The following is a 15116-nucleotide window of genomic DNA, read 5'->3' as shown; positions in this document are numbered from 1 at the left end:
GGTTCGTTTCAAGTTATGAAAAACCGAGCCGTCCGATTAATACTGAAAAAAGTCTATAAAGGAGAAATATGATGAGCCAACACTCTGCCGGAGCACGTTTCCGCCAAGCCGTGAAAGAATCGAATCCTCTTGCCGTAGTCGGTTGCGTCAATGCTTATTTTGCACGATTGGCCACCCAAAGCGGTTTCAAAGCGATTTACCTGTCCGGCGGCGGCGTGGCAGCCTGCTCTTGCGGTATCCCTGATTTGGGCATTACCACAATGGAAGATGTGCTGATCGACGCACGACGCATTACGGACAACGTGGATACGCCTCTGCTGGTGGACATCGATGTGGGTTGGGGCGGTGCATTTAATATTGCCCGTACCATTCGCAACTTTGAACGCGCTGGTGTTGCAGCGGTTCACATCGAAGATCAGGTAGCGCAAAAACGCTGCGGCCACCGTCCGAACAAAGCCATCGTTTCTAAAGATGAAATGGTCGACCGTATCAAAGCTGCCGTAGATGCCCGCGTTGATGAGAACTTCGTGATTATGGCGCGTACCGATGCGCTGGCGGTAGAAGGTTTGGATGCCGCTATCGAACGCGCTCAGGCTTGTGTCGAAGCCGGTGCAGACATGATTTTCCCTGAAGCCATGACCGATTTGAAAATGTACCGCCAATTTGCAGATGCAGTGAAAGCACCGGTATTGGCCAACATTACCGAGTTTGGTGCAACGCCGCTTTATACCCAAAGCGAGCTGGCTGAAAACGGCGTGTCGCTGGTGCTGTATCCACTGTCATCGTTCCGCGCAGCAAGCAAAGCCGCTTTGAATGTTTACGAAGCGATTATGCGCGATGGCACTCAGGCTGCAGTGGTTGACACTATGCAAACCCGTGCCGAGCTGTACGAGAATCTGAACTATCATGCCTTCGAGCAAAAACTGGATAAATTGTTTCAAAAATAAGTAACCGCTTTCAGACGGCCTTTCAACAAATCCGCATCGGCCGTCTGAAAAATAAAACCCATAAAAATACAAAGGAGAAATACCATGACTGAAACTACTCAAACCCCGACCTTCAAACCTAAAAAATCCGTTGCGCTTTCTGGCGTTGCGGCCGGTAATACCGAATTGTGTACCGTTGGCCGTACCGGTAACGATTTGAGCTATCGAGGTTACGACATCTTGGATTTGGCACAAAAATGCGAGTTTGAAGAAGTCGCCCACCTGCTGATTCACGGTCATCTGCCCAACAAATTCGAGCTGGCCGCTTATAAAGCCAAACTCAAATCCATGCGCGGCCTGCCTATCCGTGTGATTAAAGTTTTGGAAAGCCTGCCTGCACATACCCATCCGATGGACGTGATGCGTACCGGCGTATCCATGCTGGGCTGCGTTCATCCTGAACGTGAAAGCCATCCGGAAAGTGAAGCGCGCGACATCGCCGACAAACTGATCGCCAGCCTTGGCAGCATCCTGCTGTACTGGTATCAATATTCGCACAACGGCAAACGCATTGAAGTTGAAAGCGACGAAGAGACCATCGGCGGTCATTTCCTGCACCTATTGCACGGCAAACGCCCAAGCGAATCACACATCAAAGCCATGCACGTTTCACTGATTCTGTATGCTGAACACGAGTTCAACGCTTCTACCTTCACCGCCCGCGTGATTGCCGGTACAGGTTCTGATATGTACTCCAGCATTACCGGTGCAATCGGCGCGTTGAAAGGTCCGAAACACGGCGGCGCGAATGAAGTGGCTTACGATATTCAAAAACGCTACCGCAATGCCGACGAAGCCGAAGCAGATATCCGCGAACGCATCGGCCGCAAAGAAATCGTGATCGGTTTCGGTCATCCGGTGTACACCATTTCCGACCCTCGCAACGTTGTCATTAAAGAAGTGGCACGCGGTTTGAGCAAAGAAACCGGCGATATGCGCCTCTTTGACATTGCCGAACGCTTGGAGAGCGTGATGTGGGAAGAGAAAAAAATGTTCCCGAATCTGGACTGGTTCTCCGCTGTTTCCTACCAAAAATTGGGCGTACCGACCGCTATGTTCACACCGCTGTTCGTAATTTCCCGTACAACCGGTTGGAGCGCACACGTTCTCGAGCAACGCAAAGACGGCAAAATCATCCGTCCGAGCGCAAACTACACAGGCCCTGAAGATTTGGCATTCGTGGAGATTGAAAACCGCTAATACGCGTAACAGCAGGGTGGGCCGCCAGCCCGCCCCATCTCGAAATGCCGTTTGAAAACAATGAATAAATTAAGTTTTCGTTTTTCGACGGCCTAGTGCAGTATGCGAGAGAGAGAGAGCCGGCCGTTTGGAAAACATGCTGCTCTGCTGTCGTCATTCCCATACAGGCAGAAATTCAAAAGTTGAAATGTTCTGCTGTAAAGAGTACTGAAAGATTTAAGTTTGGATTTCCGTCTATACGGGAATGATGGTAGCGGAGCAGCAATTTTTTTTCATACCGCGAATAGATTTCAGACAACAAGCAATAAAACAGAATTTATGGTTTCAGACGGCCTTAAGGTCCGAATCAACAGGCCGTCTGAAACCCCAAAACCAAAAAAAGAATAGATTTAGGAGAACCGACATGACTGCCAACCAACGCTACCGTAAAGCTTTGCCCGGTACGGATTTGGAATATTACGACGCGCGTCAGGCGTGTGAAGACATCAAACCAGGCTCTTACGACAAGCTGCCTTATACAAGCCGTATCTTGGCTGAGAACTTGGTCAACCGCGCAGACAAAGTCGACCTGCCTACACTGCAAAGCTGGCTGGGCCAACTGATTGAGGGAAAGCAGGAAATCGACTTCCCTTGGTATCCGGCGCGCGTGGTGTGTCACGATATTCTGGGTCAGACAGCGTTGGTGGATTTGGCGGGCCTGCGTGATGCAATTGCCGAAAAAGGCGGCGATCCTTCCAAAGTGAATCCGGTGGTGCAAACCCAGCTCATCGTCGACCACTCTTTGGCCGTTGAATGCGGCGGTTACGATCCTGATGCCTTCCGCAAAAACCGCGAAATCGAAGACAGACGTAACGAAGACCGTTTCCACTTCATCAACTGGACAAAAACCGCATTTGAAAATGTGGACGTGATTCCTGCGGGCAACGGCATTATGCACCAAATCAATTTGGAAAAAATGTCGCCGGTTGTCCAAGTCAAAAACGGCGTGGCATTCCCTGACACCTGCGTCGGTACTGACTCACATACGCCGCACGTCGATTCATTGGGCGTGATTTCCGTAGGTGTGGGTGGTTTGGAAGCCGAAACCGTAATGTTGGGCCGTGCCTCCATGATGCGTCTGCCTGATATTGTCGGCGTTGAGCTGACCGGCAAACGCCAGCCGGGCATTACTGCCACCGACATCGTGTTGGCACTGACCGAATTCTTGCGTAAAGAGCGCGTGGTTGGCGCATTTGTCGAATTCTTCGGCGAAGGTGCAAGAAGTCTGTCCATCGGCGACCGTGCCACCATTTCCAATATGACCCCTGAGTTCGGCGCAACTGCCGCGATGTTCGCTATTGATGAGCAAACCATTGATTATTTGAAACTGACCGGTCGCGACGATGCGCAAGTGAAATTGGTGGAAACCTACGCCAAAACCGCAGGCTTGTGGGCAGACGCCTTGAAAACCGCCGTTTATCCTCGCGTATTGAAATTTGATTTAAGCAGCGTAACGCGCAATATGGCAGGTCCAAGTAACCCGCATGCCCGTTTTGCGACCGCCGATTTGGCCAGCAAAGGCTTGGCTAAACCTTACGAAGAGCCTTCAGACGGCCAAATGCCTGACGGTGCAGTGATTATTGCCGCGATTACTTCCTGTACCAATACTTCCAATCCGCGCAACGTTGTTGCCGCCGCGCTGTTGGCACGTAATGCAAACCGCCTCGGCTTGCAACGCAAACCTTGGGTGAAATCTTCGTTTGCCCCGGGTTCAAAAGTAGCCGAAATCTATTTGAAAGAAGCAGGCCTGCTGCCTGAAATGGAAAAACTCGGCTTCGGTATCGTTGCCTTCGCATGTACCACCTGTAACGGCATGAGCGGCGCGCTGGATCCGAAAATCCAAAAAGAAATCATCGACCGCGATTTGTACGCTACCGCCGTATTGTCAGGCAACCGCAACTTCGACGGCCGCATCCATCCGTATGCGAAACAGGCTTTCCTCGCTTCGCCTCCGTTGGTCGTTGCCTACGCACTGGCAGGCAGCATCCGTTTCGATATTGAAAACGACGTACTCGGCGTTGCAGACGGCAAAGAAATCCGCCTGAAAGACATCTGGCCTACCGATGAAGAAATCGATGCCATCGTTGCCGAATATGTGAAACCGAAACAATTCCGCGACGTTTATATCCCGATGTTCGACACCGGCACAGCGCAAAAAGCACCAAGCCCGTTGTACGACTGGCGTCCAATGTCCACATATATCCGCCGCCCGCCTTACTGGGAAGGCGCACTGGCAGGGGAACGCACATTGAGCGGTATGCGTCCGCTGGCGATTTTGCCCGACAACATCACCACCGACCATCTCTCACCGTCCAATGCGATTTTGTCCAGCAGTGCCGCAGGCGAATATTTGGCAAAAATGGGTTTGCCTGAAGAAGACTTCAACTCTTACGCAACCCACCGCGGCGACCACTTGACCGCCCAACGCGCAACCTTCGCCAATCCGAAACTGTTTAACGAAATGGTAAGAAACGAAGACGGCAGCGTACGCCAAGGTTCACTGGCACGCGTTGAACCAGAAGGCCAAACCATGCGCATGTGGGAAGCCATCGAAACCTATATGAACCGCAAACAGCCGCTCATCATCATTGCCGGTGCGGACTACGGTCAAGGCTCAAGCCGCGACTGGGCTGCAAAAGGCGTACGCCTCGCCGGCGTGGAAGCGATTGTTGCCGAAGGCTTCGAGCGTATCCACCGCACTAACTTGATCGGTATGGGCGTGTTGCCGCTGCAGTTCAAACCGGGTACCAACCGCCATACCCTGCAACTGGACGGTACGGAAACCTACGATGTTGTCGGCGAACGCACACCGCGTTGCGACCTGACCCTCGTGATTCACCGTAAAAACGGCGAAACCGTCGAAGTTCCGGTGACCTGCCGCCTCGATACCGCAGAAGAAGTGTTGGTATATGAAGCCGGTGGCGTGTTGCAACGTTTCGCACAAGACTTTTTAGAAGGAAATGCAGCGTAAGGTAAATCGGGTATCGTCAAAATGCCCGGGCTACGCTAAAAAAGGTTTTCAGACGGCCTCGAATGTTTGAGGGGCCGTCTGAAAAAACCATACTAAAAAATACAAAGGAGAATCCGAAATGCCGCAAATTAAAATCCCAGCCGTTTACTACCGCGGCGGTACATCTAAAGGCATTTTCTTCAAACGTACCGATCTGCCGGCCGCTGCACAGCAAGCAGGCGAGGCACGCGACAAAATCCTCTTGCGCGTACTCGGCAGTCCCGACCCTTACGGCAAACAGATTGACGGTTTGGGTAATGCCAGTTCGTCCACCAGCAAAGCCGTGATTTTGGACAAATCCGAACGTACCGATCACGATGTCGATTACTTGTTCGGACAAGTTTCCATCGACAAACCTTTTGTCGATTGGAGCGGCAACTGCGGTAATCTGACCGCCGCCGTGGGCGCATTTGCCATCGAGCAAGGCTTGGTCGATAAATCCAAAATCCCTTCAGACGGCCTGTGTACCGTCAAAATCTGGCAGAAAAACATCGGCAAAACCATTATTGCCCATGTACCGATGCAAAACGGCGCAGTGTTGGAAACAGGTGATTTTGAGCTTGACGGCGTAACGTTTCCGGCAGCCGAAGTACAAATCGAATTTTTAGATCCGGCCGACGGCGAAGGCAGTATGTTCCCAACCGGCAATTTGGTCGATGAAATTGATGTGCCGAATATAGGCCGTCTGAAAGCCACGCTTATCAATGCCGGTATTCCAACCATTTTCCTGAATGCCGCAGATTTGGGCTACACAGGCAAAGAGTTGCAAGACGACATCAACAACGATGCCGCGGCTCTGGAAAAATTTGAAACCATCCGTGCGTATGGTGCACTGAAAATGGGCTTGATCAGTGATGTATCCGAGGCCGCCACCCGCGCCCATACTCCGAAAGTCGCTTTTGTCGCCCCTGTGGCCGATTACACCGCTTCAAGCGGCAAAACCGTCAAAGCTGCCGACATCGACTTATTGGTACGCGCGTTGAGCATGGGCAAATTGCACCATGCCATGATGGGCACCGCTTCAGTTGCCATCGCTACCGCCGCCGCCGTGCCCGGAACGCTGGTCAACCTTGCAGCCGGAGGCGGAGCGCGTAAAGAAGTCCGCTTCGGCCATCCGTCAGGCACACTGCGTGTCGGTGCTGCCGCCGAATGTCAGGACGGACAATGGACGGCCACCAAAGCGGTCATGAGCCGTAGCGCACGCGTGATTATGGAAGGACAAGTCCGAGTGCCGGAAGATTGCTTTTAAGTTTTCAGACGGCCACGCCATTAAACAAGGCCGTCTGAAAACCAAATAAGCAGATTTTAGTCAGGTAAGCGATACCTGCAATGGAGATTAGGGTTGGGCATAAAGCCTGACTAAACACCAAACCAAAGGCAATCTGAAAAGCTCTCAAATGTTTTTGCTCTTTTCAGACGGCCTGAAGCCAAAAAAACAATCAAAAATTCAAAGGAGAAACACCATGTCCAACCAACTCATTCTTGTTCTGAACTGCGGCAGCTCTTCACTCAAAGGTGCCGTTATCGACCGTAAAAACGGTAAAGTTCTCTTAAGCTGTCTCGGCGAACGTTTGGGTACGCCCGAAGCAGTCATTACGTTCAGCAAAGACGGCAAAAAATGCCAAACAGCTTTGACCGGCCGTAACGATCATGCCGGTGCCGTAGGTATGCTGTTGAAAGAGCTTGAAAAACACGGCCTGCACGACCGCATTAAAGCCATCGGCCACCGCATCGCTCACGGCGGCGAAAAATACAGCGAATCTGTTTTGATCGACCAAGCAGTAATGGACGAACTCAATGCCTGCATTCCGCTCGCTCCGCTGCACAACCCTGCCAATATCAACGGCATTTTGGCTGCGCAAGAGCATTTCCCGGGCCTGCCCAATGTCGGCGTGATGGATACTTCGTTCCACCAAACCATGCCGGAGCGTGCCTACACTTATGCCGTTCCGCGCGAATTGCGTAAAAAATACGCTTTCCGCCGCTACGGTTTCCACGGTACCAGTATGCGTTACGTTGCCCCTGAAGCCGCACGCATCTTGGGCAAACCGTTGGAAGACATCCGCATGATTATTGCCCACTTAGGCAATGGCGCATCCATTACCGCGATCAAAAACGGCAAATCCGTTGACACCAGTATGGGCTTCACGCCGATCGAAGGCTTGGTAATGGGTACGCGCTGCGGCGACATCGACCCGGGCGTATACAGCTACCTGACTTCACACGCCGGTTTGGATGTTGCACAAGTTAATGAAATGCTGAACAAAAAATCAGGCTTGCTCGGTATTTCCGAACTCTCCAACGACTGCCGTTCTTTGGAAATTGCTGCGGATGAAGGCCATGAAGGCGCACGCTTGGCTCTGGAAGTGATGACTTACCGCCTTGCCAAATACATTGCTTCGATGGCAGTAGCTTGTGGCGGCATTGATGCACTCGTGTTTACCGGCGGTATCGGCGAAAACTCGCGTAATATCCGCGCTAAAACTGTTTCCTACTTGGATTTCTTAGGTCTGCACATCGACACCAAAGCCAATATGGACAAACGCTACGGCAACTCCGGTATCATCAGCCCGACAGGTTCTATGCCGGCTGTTTTGGTTGTTCCAACCAATGAAGAGCTGATGATTGCCCACGATACGGCGCAGTTGGCTGGCTTTTTGGAAGAAGTAGGTTAGGGTGAAGATTTTCCTAGACCATAAACAATAAAAAGTGCGGATTCATCATCCGCACTTTTTTAATTACATCTCAAATCAAGCCACTTGGGTTTGATGTTCGTCGCCGTTTCGCTCACGAACTGCGCCCAAACGGTAAACGGTTTCGCCTTGTTCGCTCAAGAATGCTTGTACCGCATCGGCATCTTCTTTAGCAATGATAACGACCATGCCGATACCGCAGTTGAAGGTACGGTACATTTCTTGGGTTTCCACATTGCCTGCTTTTTGCAGCCATTGGAACAGTTTAGGCAATTCCCACGCTTTGGCATCGATTTGTGCGACGGTATTTTCAGGCAAAACGCGAGGTACGTTTTCGGTAATGCCGCCGCCAGTAATGTGGGCCATGCCTTTAATGGTGAATTTTTCCAAAGCGGCAAGGATAGGTTTCACATACAGGCGGGTAGGGGCGATGATGGCTTCGCGCAAGGTTTTGCCGTTGTCAAATTCCGCATCCAAATCAGGATTGTCGCGCTCGATGATTTTGCGTACCAAAGAGTAGCCGTTGGAGTGTGCGCCGTTGGAAGCCAAGCCCAAAACAACGTCTCCGGCCTGAATGCTGCGGCCGTTAATCACGCGTTCTTTTTCAACCACGCCGACGGCAAAACCGGCCAAGTCGTATTCGCCTTCGGGATACATGCCCGGCATTTCGGCAGTTTCACCGCCAATCAAAGCGCAACCGGATTCTTCGCAACCTTGGGCAATGCCTTTAATCACATCAGTCGCGCGGGCAACATCCAGCTTGCCGCAAGCGAAATAGTCCAAGAAGAACAAAGGTTCTGCACCTTGAACCAAAATATCGTTGACGCTCATGGCAACCAAATCGATGCCGACGGTATCGTGTTTGTCCCAGTCGAATGCCAGTTTCAGCTTGGTGCCGACGCCGTCCGTACCGGAAACCAATACCGGATTTTTATATTTTTTGCCGATTTCGACCAAAGCGCCGAAACCGCCCAAATCACCCAACACTTCAGGGCGCATAGTACGCTTGGCAAAAGGTTTGATGTTTTCGACCAGTTGATCGCCTGCGTCGATATCCACGCCTGCGTCACGATAGCTCAAAGAAGTGCTCATTGGATTTCCTTATTAGGGTATGGGTAGATTGTCGGAGCGTATTTTATCTTAAATTGGAGGATTCATGCTGAATTTTTTGGCATTATTGTCAACAATTTTTATTTTATCTTAATAGTCGTCGCGCGTTCAGACGGCCTTTGTGAATCTGTTATACTGCTTATTTATTTCGAAAACCTTAAACATCAATTGGGAAATACCTTTTTATGTATCAAAAGAAAGCGCGCAGTGTAAAACCGTGGATTATTATGGCTTGCGTTATCGCGGCCTTTATTTGGCTTTTATATGCCTTGGGCGATGTTTTGACGCCGTTTATCGTAGCTGCCGTTTTGGCCTATGTTTTGAATCCCTTGGTCGAATGGTTGCAACTGAAGCGTATCCGTCGCGTGCCGGCCTCTATGATTATTATGGCACTGGCTTTGCTGATATTGCTGTCGTTGGTGCTGATTATCGTACCTATGTTGTTGAACCAGTTTAACAATCTGGCCGAACGCCTGCCACAAATCGTAGGCTTTGTTCAAAACAAATTGCTGCCGTGGCTCAATAGCGTCAGCGGGGATTATATTCAAATCGATCAAGAATCAATTATTGCATGGTTGCAGTCGCATACGGATGAGTTGAGCAATACGCTCAAAGAATGGATTCCTACCTTGATGCGTCAAAGTGGTAACGTCATCAGCGGCGTCAGCAATTTGGTGTTGTTACCTTTGCTGCTGTATTACTTCTTGTTGGATTGGAAACGCTGGTCTTCCGGAATCAGCAAATTGGTTCCGCGCCGTTTTATCGAAACTTACACGCGTATCAGCGGCAATATGGATGAAGTTTTGGGCGAGTTTCTGCGTGGCCAGCTGATGGTGATGATGATTATGGGCTTGGTCTATGGCTTGGGCTTGATGCTGGTCGGTTTGGATTCCGGCTTTGCCATCGGTATGATTGCCGGTATTTTGGTATTTATTCCGTATTTGGGTGCATTTACCGGCCTTTTGCTGGCGACAGTTGCCGCGCTTTTGCAATATGGCTCATGGCAGGGTTTGTTGATGGTCTGGGCTGTATTCGGTGTCGGACAATTCTTGGAAAGCTTTTTCATTACGCCTAAAATCGTCGGCGACCGCATCGGTTTGTCTCCGTTCTGGGTGATTTTCTCGTTGATGGCTTTCGGACAACTGATGGGTTTTGTCGGTATGCTTGCCGGTCTGCCGCTTGCCGCCGTAACATTGGTTTTATTGCGTGAAGGTGCATCTGCCTATTTCGGCAGCCATTTCTACAAACATAAATAAATCGATGATATTAAGGCCGTCTGAAATCCAAGTTTCAGACGGCCATTGATAACAAAGGAAGTCTATATGTTAGCCATTATCGGCGGCAGCGGTTTGACCAAACTGCCGGAACTCGAAATTACTGAACGAAAAATCGTACGCACTCCATACGGCTTAACCAGCAGTCCTATTTTGTTCGGCAGGTTGGGGCGCTTGGACATTGTTTTTCTCGCCCGACACGGCTTCAGCCATACCATCGCGCCGCATGAAATCAACTATCGCGCCAATATCTGGGCATTGCACTCTTTAGGCGTTGAAAACATTATTGCCATTTCTTCAGTCGTCGGTATCAACCCTGATTTTGAAAACGGCAGTCTGGTGTTGCCGGACGATTTGATTGACTATACCTATGGCCGTAAAGATACTTTTTTTGAAGGCCAAGAATGCCCTGTCGTCCATACCGATTTTTTCAACCCTTATTGCAATGAATTGCGACAAAAGTTATTAAATATCACGAAAGCGCACAATGTGCCGATTTACGACTCCGCCGTTTATGGTTGCCTGCAAGGCCCACGCCGTCCAACCCGCGCAGAAATTGCCCGTTATCGACGTGACGGCGTAGATGTACTCGGTATGACCGGTATGCCCGAAGCTGTTTTGGCCAGGGAGTTGAAAATGGCCTATGCCCACTTTTGCAGCGTCAGCAGCATTGATTGCTTTGATAGCGGAGTAGGGACTGTGGGCTGTAATGAACAGACTTCTATGGCGATGACGAAAATCCGACAGTTATTGAATGGTTTGTAACTGATAATGCCGTCTGAAATGATGTTTTCAGACGGCATTGTTTATTTAAGAAGCCGTTTCACGCGCCCAATGGGGCAGGGAAGCTTTTTGTTTGCGGAATGAGGCAAGTTGCATGCCCCGACATTTTTCAAAAATCAATTCAACTCCGCTTTGTAGCTGTAAAATCAAATTGGTGTGCGTTTCCGTTTTAATAAAATCGATATTGCGTTGTACCAAGCGTTGAATGACGGCATATACATCAAGGCAGCCATTTGCAAAAAACCACGGATTCAACTTTACCCAACGGCCGCCACTTAGTGCAGCATCAGGCTGAAAATCAGCGCGAATCTGTGTCAGCCGATTGTCGGAGAAATGCAGTTCGATATCACCATAAAGCCAAATATTCCAGCCTTTTTGCACCAACAAGCCTTTAGGGACGCAATCAGGCGCAGGAAACATCTGCAAAATAGACTCTGCCGATTGTCCGATTTCCAGATAGTCAAACCGGCCGGTATACAAAAAATCATAAATATCAACGGCAATAGGAAAGTGGTAACGCATGGCAATAACCATAGAAAAGCAATTTACCAAGCTATCTTAAACTTAAAATATAATGAAATCAATTCTTATTACTATTTATTCAATATAAGAAAGGCCGTCTGTTGTTCAGACGGCCTTGTAGCTTTGGCTTAAACCGATATTGGTTCACTCAGCCTTTAAATCAGCTACGCATTGCTGATCGCGTGCTTCAAAAGATTCCGCGCCCCCCAAGAGTTTGAGTTGCTCCTCAGGGCTGATTTTGCCGAAGTTTCGGATTTGCTCGTCAGAGAGTTTGCTTAAAGGCTGATCCCACATGCAGACACAATAGTCTTGAGCTAATTTCTCGTTTTGAGCATCCAAACCTTTTGCCTTCAAATCAGCTTGCCATTTTTCAGCAAAAGGAATGTTTTTCACGCAAGATTCCACCACATTTTGTTTCATCTGCGGCTTGTTCATGGCGCATTGTGAGAGCAGGGCAGTCAGCGCCAGCAAAGACAAAATAATCCATGCCCAAATGCGGATGGTGCGGATTTTTGCCTTGGCTTTTTTTCTGGCTACCAGTTGCTCTTCAGACGGCCTTTCCGTTTGTTGCTCAGTCATGCAGGCTTTCCATGCGGATCATGGTGATCGGAGCATCCACGCAGCTCAGAGCTTCAATCGCTGCGATAGCGCGTTTAACATTGTGTTCCACTGTGGTGTGAGTCAGAATCACGATTTCAGCAGTGCTTTGATTAATCACGCCTTTTTGAATCAGAGCCTCAATAGAAACATTTTCTTTGGCCAAGAGGGCGGCAATTTGACCCAAAGTGCCCGGTTCATCAGTTGCTTGAACGCGCAGATAGTAGCTGCTGGTAATTTCATCCATAGGCAGAATATTTTGCGCTTGAACTTGTGAAGGTTGGAATGCCAAGTGAGGGACACGATGGTCAGTTTCCGCTTCAATCAGTCGGGCAATATCAATGATGTCGGCAACCACGGCAGAAGCAGTCGGCAATGCACCGGCACCTGCACCATAATACAAGGTTTCACCAACCATATCAGCATTGACACGAACAGCATTCATCACGCCGTTAACGTTAGCCAGCAGACGGCTTTCAGGAATCAGAGTAGGGTGTACACGCAACTCGATGCCTTTGTCGGTTTTGCGGGTAATACCCAACAATTTGATGCGGTAGCCAAGTTCTTCAGCGTATTTGATATCGCGGCTGTCAAGTTTGCTGATACCTTCCAAATAGCAGGCAGAAAAGTTCATCGGCGTACCGAATGCCAATGCGCTCATAATGGTAATTTTATGGCCGGCATCATGACCTTCGATATCAAAAGTAGGGTCAGCTTCGGCATAGCCCAAAGCCTGAGCTTCTTTCAATACGTCTGCAAACGCACTGCCTTTTTCACGCATTTCAGTAAGAATGAAGTTGCTAGTACCATTAATAATGCCGGCGATGCTACGGATTTGGTTTGCAGCCAAGCCTTCACGCAAAGCCTTGATAATAGGGATACCGCCGGCAACAGCAGCTTCAAACTGCACCATGACATTTTTTTCTTCAGCCAAAGGGAAAATTTCATTGCCGTATTCAGCCAGCAGTTTTTTATTGGCAGTAACAATGTGTTTGCCGTTTTCAATCGCTTTTAATACCGCATCTTTGGCAATACCGGTGCCGCCAAACAATTCAACAACAACATCAACATCTTGATGTTGAACCAGCTCAAACGGATCTTTGATAAAAGCAGCATTTGGGCAAATTTGTTTGGCTTTTTCTTCGCTCAAATCACAAACAGCAGAAATACGGACTTCACGTCCCAAGCGGCGGCTGATTTCCGCAGCGTTGTCCTGCAATACAGTGGCTGTACCGCCACCGACTGTACCCAAACCTAAAAGACCGATATTTACTGGCTTCATTGTGTCTCCTTTTGAGCCGATACTTTAAAATAATCACGAAAAACCAAGGCTTGTTATAATCGCTTGCAATCGTAAATTCAGAGCAAAGCATCAATGCACAAGGTCAAACGTTGAATCCTACCTGATATTGCTTGATTTTGCACCTTTTTTTGTAAGTTTCCCAAGGCCGTCTGAAAAATCGTTCTACCATAAAAACAGGAATTGCCATGAAAATCACAGAAAACCATATCGATGAAGCCACATCATTTTTTTCATCCTCACAAGGCATATTGCAAATCGGTGAACAAGCATACTCAGAACCCATTTGCTGGCAAGATGGCAAAGTGAGCATCATTCCTCAAGCGACCATCGGAGAATTAAACGAACAAATTTTTGTATCAGCAATTGAGACAGCAGAAAACCGTCCTGAAGTCATCATTATCGGTACCGGAGCGAAACAACAATTCATGCATCCCAAAATTGCCGCAGCCTTATCAACTTACGGAGTCGGCCTCGAATGCATGAATACAGCCTCAGCTTGTAGAACTTTAGTTTTACTGCAAGGCGAAGGCAGAAGCACATGGGCTTGGTTGTGGCCATAATTATAGAAATTACAGCATACCGACTGACATAAGTTCGTATAATTTATATTATGTTAAATTCATAGTGCTAGTATTTTAGTCTATTCATTCCTGTTTCTCCTAGCTATACAATGACTTACACAAAAATCCTATCTGAAATTTTTCAGTACGCTTTTCTTTTCATATCCAAATAAAGTAAGATTCAGTCAACGGATATTATTCTTCTATATCACTATCCAATCTCTGGAGTAAAGCACCCCATGGCCGTCAATAAAATCGCCCGTAAAAGCAGCGACTTCAGGGTCGTCTTTACCGTCCCCGATTTCTGTTGGCCTCCTCCACCCGCTCCCCCTTCCGTTCCACCCATCCCCTTCCCACTCTTTGCCGATCTCGGCGGTGCCAAGACCGTCGCCAAAGACGTACGCCTCAACCGCAAGCCTGCTTTTGTCTTTAATGCCAGTAAGACGGATAAAACTTATGGCGACGAAATCGCCCTTCCGGGCCGTAAAGGGGTAAAAAGCCGCACCGCCACCAAACCGGCCTGGCCGATGCGTCATTCTTCCTCGGTTAAAATCCGCAAACGCTATATCGTGCGTACCGGCGATATGTTCCATATGAACGGCAAGTTCAGCAAAAGACTCCCCCCTAAAACCTGTTTGTCCTGTAAGGGGGCGGTAGGTGCCGGCCGTCCGGTCAATCCGATACACGGGTTGAAGTTTTTGGAGGGTGAAGCCGACTTTGCCTTTGAAGGCATTTTGCCTTTGGTATGGAGCCGCAGCTATTATTCCGACCAAGACGGTACCGGCTGGCTCGGCGAGGGCTGGAGCGTACCGGGCTGCCAGCGCATTATCCGCGATGCGGCCGGATTGGCCTATATCGACGATCAGGGCCGTTTGTTCCCTTTGCCGGAAGTCGATGAAGATGACGAAGAGCCGGTATTGTTCGAGAGCGAACAGATTTGGTTCAGCAAGAACCCGGACGGACATTACGTCATTGCTTCGCTGGACGGTTCGATAGCGCTGCGTTTTGCCCCTTTGGTGGTCGCTGAAGACGGTTCGGA

At 49.3% G+C, this 15116-nt stretch carries 13 protein-coding genes; 9 read left to right on the top strand and 4 right to left on the bottom strand.

Going from position 1 to position 15116, the window contains the following annotated elements; all coding sequences use genetic code 11:
* Positions 1-71 precede the first annotated feature (71 nt).
* The 5 genes from prpB to ACTHR2_RS05220 all read left to right on the top strand — a co-directional run bounded on the left by prpB (position 72) and on the right by ACTHR2_RS05220 (position 7910).
* A complete protein-coding gene (gene prpB, locus ACTHR2_RS05240) occupies positions 72-947 on the top strand; it encodes a methylisocitrate lyase (RefSeq protein ID WP_440375535.1) in 876 nt (291 codons plus the stop codon).
* A gap of 84 nt (positions 948-1031) precedes the next feature.
* Positions 1032-2186, top strand: coding sequence for a bifunctional 2-methylcitrate synthase/citrate synthase (gene prpC / locus ACTHR2_RS05235; RefSeq protein ID WP_070711958.1), 1155 nt, complete (start codon positions 1032-1034; stop codon positions 2184-2186).
* A gap of 403 nt (positions 2187-2589) precedes the next feature.
* Positions 2590-5196, top strand: coding sequence for a Fe/S-dependent 2-methylisocitrate dehydratase AcnD (gene acnD / locus ACTHR2_RS05230; RefSeq protein WP_070837981.1), 2607 nt, complete (start codon positions 2590-2592; stop codon positions 5194-5196).
* Between the two features lie 118 nt (positions 5197-5314).
* Complete coding sequence (gene prpF, locus ACTHR2_RS05225; protein WP_440375440.1) at positions 5315-6484, top strand: 2-methylaconitate cis-trans isomerase PrpF; 1170 nt, start codon at positions 5315-5317, stop codon at positions 6482-6484.
* Between the two features lie 214 nt (positions 6485-6698).
* On the top strand, positions 6699-7910 hold the full coding sequence (locus ACTHR2_RS05220; RefSeq protein ID WP_128580680.1) for an acetate kinase: 1212 nt from the start codon (positions 6699-6701) through the stop codon (positions 7908-7910).
* Positions 7911-7985: 75 nt separating this feature from the next.
* Here the strand turns inward: ACTHR2_RS05220 and purM are convergent, their stop codons facing one another.
* Positions 7986-9020: a phosphoribosylformylglycinamidine cyclo-ligase gene (purM, locus tag ACTHR2_RS05215; protein WP_003686290.1), complete on the bottom strand. Its 1035-nt coding sequence runs from the start codon at positions 9018-9020 to the stop codon at positions 7986-7988.
* A 203-nt stretch (positions 9021-9223) separates the two neighbouring features.
* Here purM and ACTHR2_RS05210 point away from each other — a divergent pair, with 203 nt between their 5' ends.
* Both ACTHR2_RS05210 and ACTHR2_RS05205 read left to right on the top strand, forming a co-directional pair.
* The gene (locus ACTHR2_RS05210) at positions 9224-10294 is read left to right on the top strand and encodes an AI-2E family transporter (RefSeq protein WP_263336380.1); all 1071 of its coding nucleotides are present in this window, start codon (positions 9224-9226) and stop codon (positions 10292-10294) included.
* A 66-nt stretch (positions 10295-10360) separates the two neighbouring features.
* Positions 10361-11077: an S-methyl-5'-thioinosine phosphorylase gene (locus tag ACTHR2_RS05205; RefSeq protein WP_263336377.1), complete on the top strand. Its 717-nt coding sequence runs from the start codon at positions 10361-10363 to the stop codon at positions 11075-11077.
* 45 nt (positions 11078-11122) lie between these two features.
* Here the strand turns inward: ACTHR2_RS05205 and ACTHR2_RS05200 are convergent, their stop codons facing one another.
* The 3 genes from ACTHR2_RS05200 to ACTHR2_RS05190 all read right to left on the bottom strand — a co-directional run bounded on the left by ACTHR2_RS05200 (position 11123) and on the right by ACTHR2_RS05190 (position 13496).
* Positions 11123-11617, bottom strand: a complete 495-nt coding sequence (locus ACTHR2_RS05200) for a hypothetical protein (protein ID WP_049328665.1) — start codon at positions 11615-11617, stop codon at positions 11123-11125.
* Positions 11618-11761: 144 nt separating this feature from the next.
* A complete protein-coding gene (locus ACTHR2_RS05195) occupies positions 11762-12196 on the bottom strand; it encodes a hypothetical protein (protein ID WP_263336367.1) in 435 nt (144 codons plus the stop codon).
* Positions 12189-13496 carry a homoserine dehydrogenase gene (locus ACTHR2_RS05190; protein WP_049330891.1) on the bottom strand — a complete coding sequence of 436 codons (1308 nt, stop codon included), beginning with the start codon at positions 13494-13496 and terminating at the stop codon, positions 12189-12191. The genes ACTHR2_RS05195 and ACTHR2_RS05190 overlap by 8 nt, the downstream gene beginning before the upstream one ends.
* Before the next feature lie 206 nt (positions 13497-13702).
* Between ACTHR2_RS05190 and ACTHR2_RS05185 the strand changes: the two genes are divergently transcribed.
* Positions 13703-14077 carry an MTH938/NDUFAF3 family protein gene (locus ACTHR2_RS05185; protein ID WP_263336358.1) on the top strand — a complete coding sequence of 125 codons (375 nt, stop codon included), beginning with the start codon at positions 13703-13705 and terminating at the stop codon, positions 14075-14077.
* Positions 14078-14316: 239 nt separating this feature from the next.
* Positions 14317-15116, top strand: an 800-nt coding sequence (locus ACTHR2_RS05180) for a DUF6531 domain-containing protein (protein WP_440375439.1), incomplete at its 3' end; no start/stop codon positions are given.

The organism is Neisseria sp. P0006.S004 (genome assembly GCF_051963015.1).
Lineage (GTDB): Bacteria > Pseudomonadota > Gammaproteobacteria > Burkholderiales > Neisseriaceae > Neisseria.
The sequence above is the reverse complement of the archived record's forward strand: the minus strand, read 5'-3'. Positions and strand labels throughout refer to the sequence as shown.

What these genes read in the sequence shown, in the direction of transcription:
- ACTHR2_RS05195 (WP_263336367.1), bottom strand. Translation starts at nt 12,196, where the DNA reads ATGACTGAGCAACAAACGGAAAGGCCGTCTGAAGAGCAACTGGTAGCC.
- ACTHR2_RS05190 (WP_049330891.1), bottom strand. Translation starts at nt 13,496, where the DNA reads ATGAAGCCAGTAAATATCGGTCTTTTAGGTTTGGGTACAGTCGGTGGC.
- prpC (WP_070711958.1), top strand. Translation starts at nt 1,032, where the DNA reads ATGACTGAAACTACTCAAACCCCGACCTTCAAACCTAAAAAATCCGTT.
- prpF (WP_440375440.1), top strand. Translation starts at nt 5,315, where the DNA reads ATGCCGCAAATTAAAATCCCAGCCGTTTACTACCGCGGCGGTACATCT.
- prpB (WP_440375535.1), top strand. Translation starts at nt 72, where the DNA reads ATGAGCCAACACTCTGCCGGAGCACGTTTCCGCCAAGCCGTGAAAGAA.
- ACTHR2_RS05210 (WP_263336380.1), top strand. Translation starts at nt 9,224, where the DNA reads ATGTATCAAAAGAAAGCGCGCAGTGTAAAACCGTGGATTATTATGGCT.
- ACTHR2_RS05220 (WP_128580680.1), top strand. Translation starts at nt 6,699, where the DNA reads ATGTCCAACCAACTCATTCTTGTTCTGAACTGCGGCAGCTCTTCACTC.
- acnD (WP_070837981.1), top strand. Translation starts at nt 2,590, where the DNA reads ATGACTGCCAACCAACGCTACCGTAAAGCTTTGCCCGGTACGGATTTG.
- ACTHR2_RS05205 (WP_263336377.1), top strand. Translation starts at nt 10,361, where the DNA reads ATGTTAGCCATTATCGGCGGCAGCGGTTTGACCAAACTGCCGGAACTC.
- purM (WP_003686290.1), bottom strand. Translation starts at nt 9,020, where the DNA reads ATGAGCACTTCTTTGAGCTATCGTGACGCAGGCGTGGATATCGACGCA.
- ACTHR2_RS05200 (WP_049328665.1), bottom strand. Translation starts at nt 11,617, where the DNA reads ATGCGTTACCACTTTCCTATTGCCGTTGATATTTATGATTTTTTGTAT.
- ACTHR2_RS05185 (WP_263336358.1), top strand. Translation starts at nt 13,703, where the DNA reads ATGAAAATCACAGAAAACCATATCGATGAAGCCACATCATTTTTTTCA.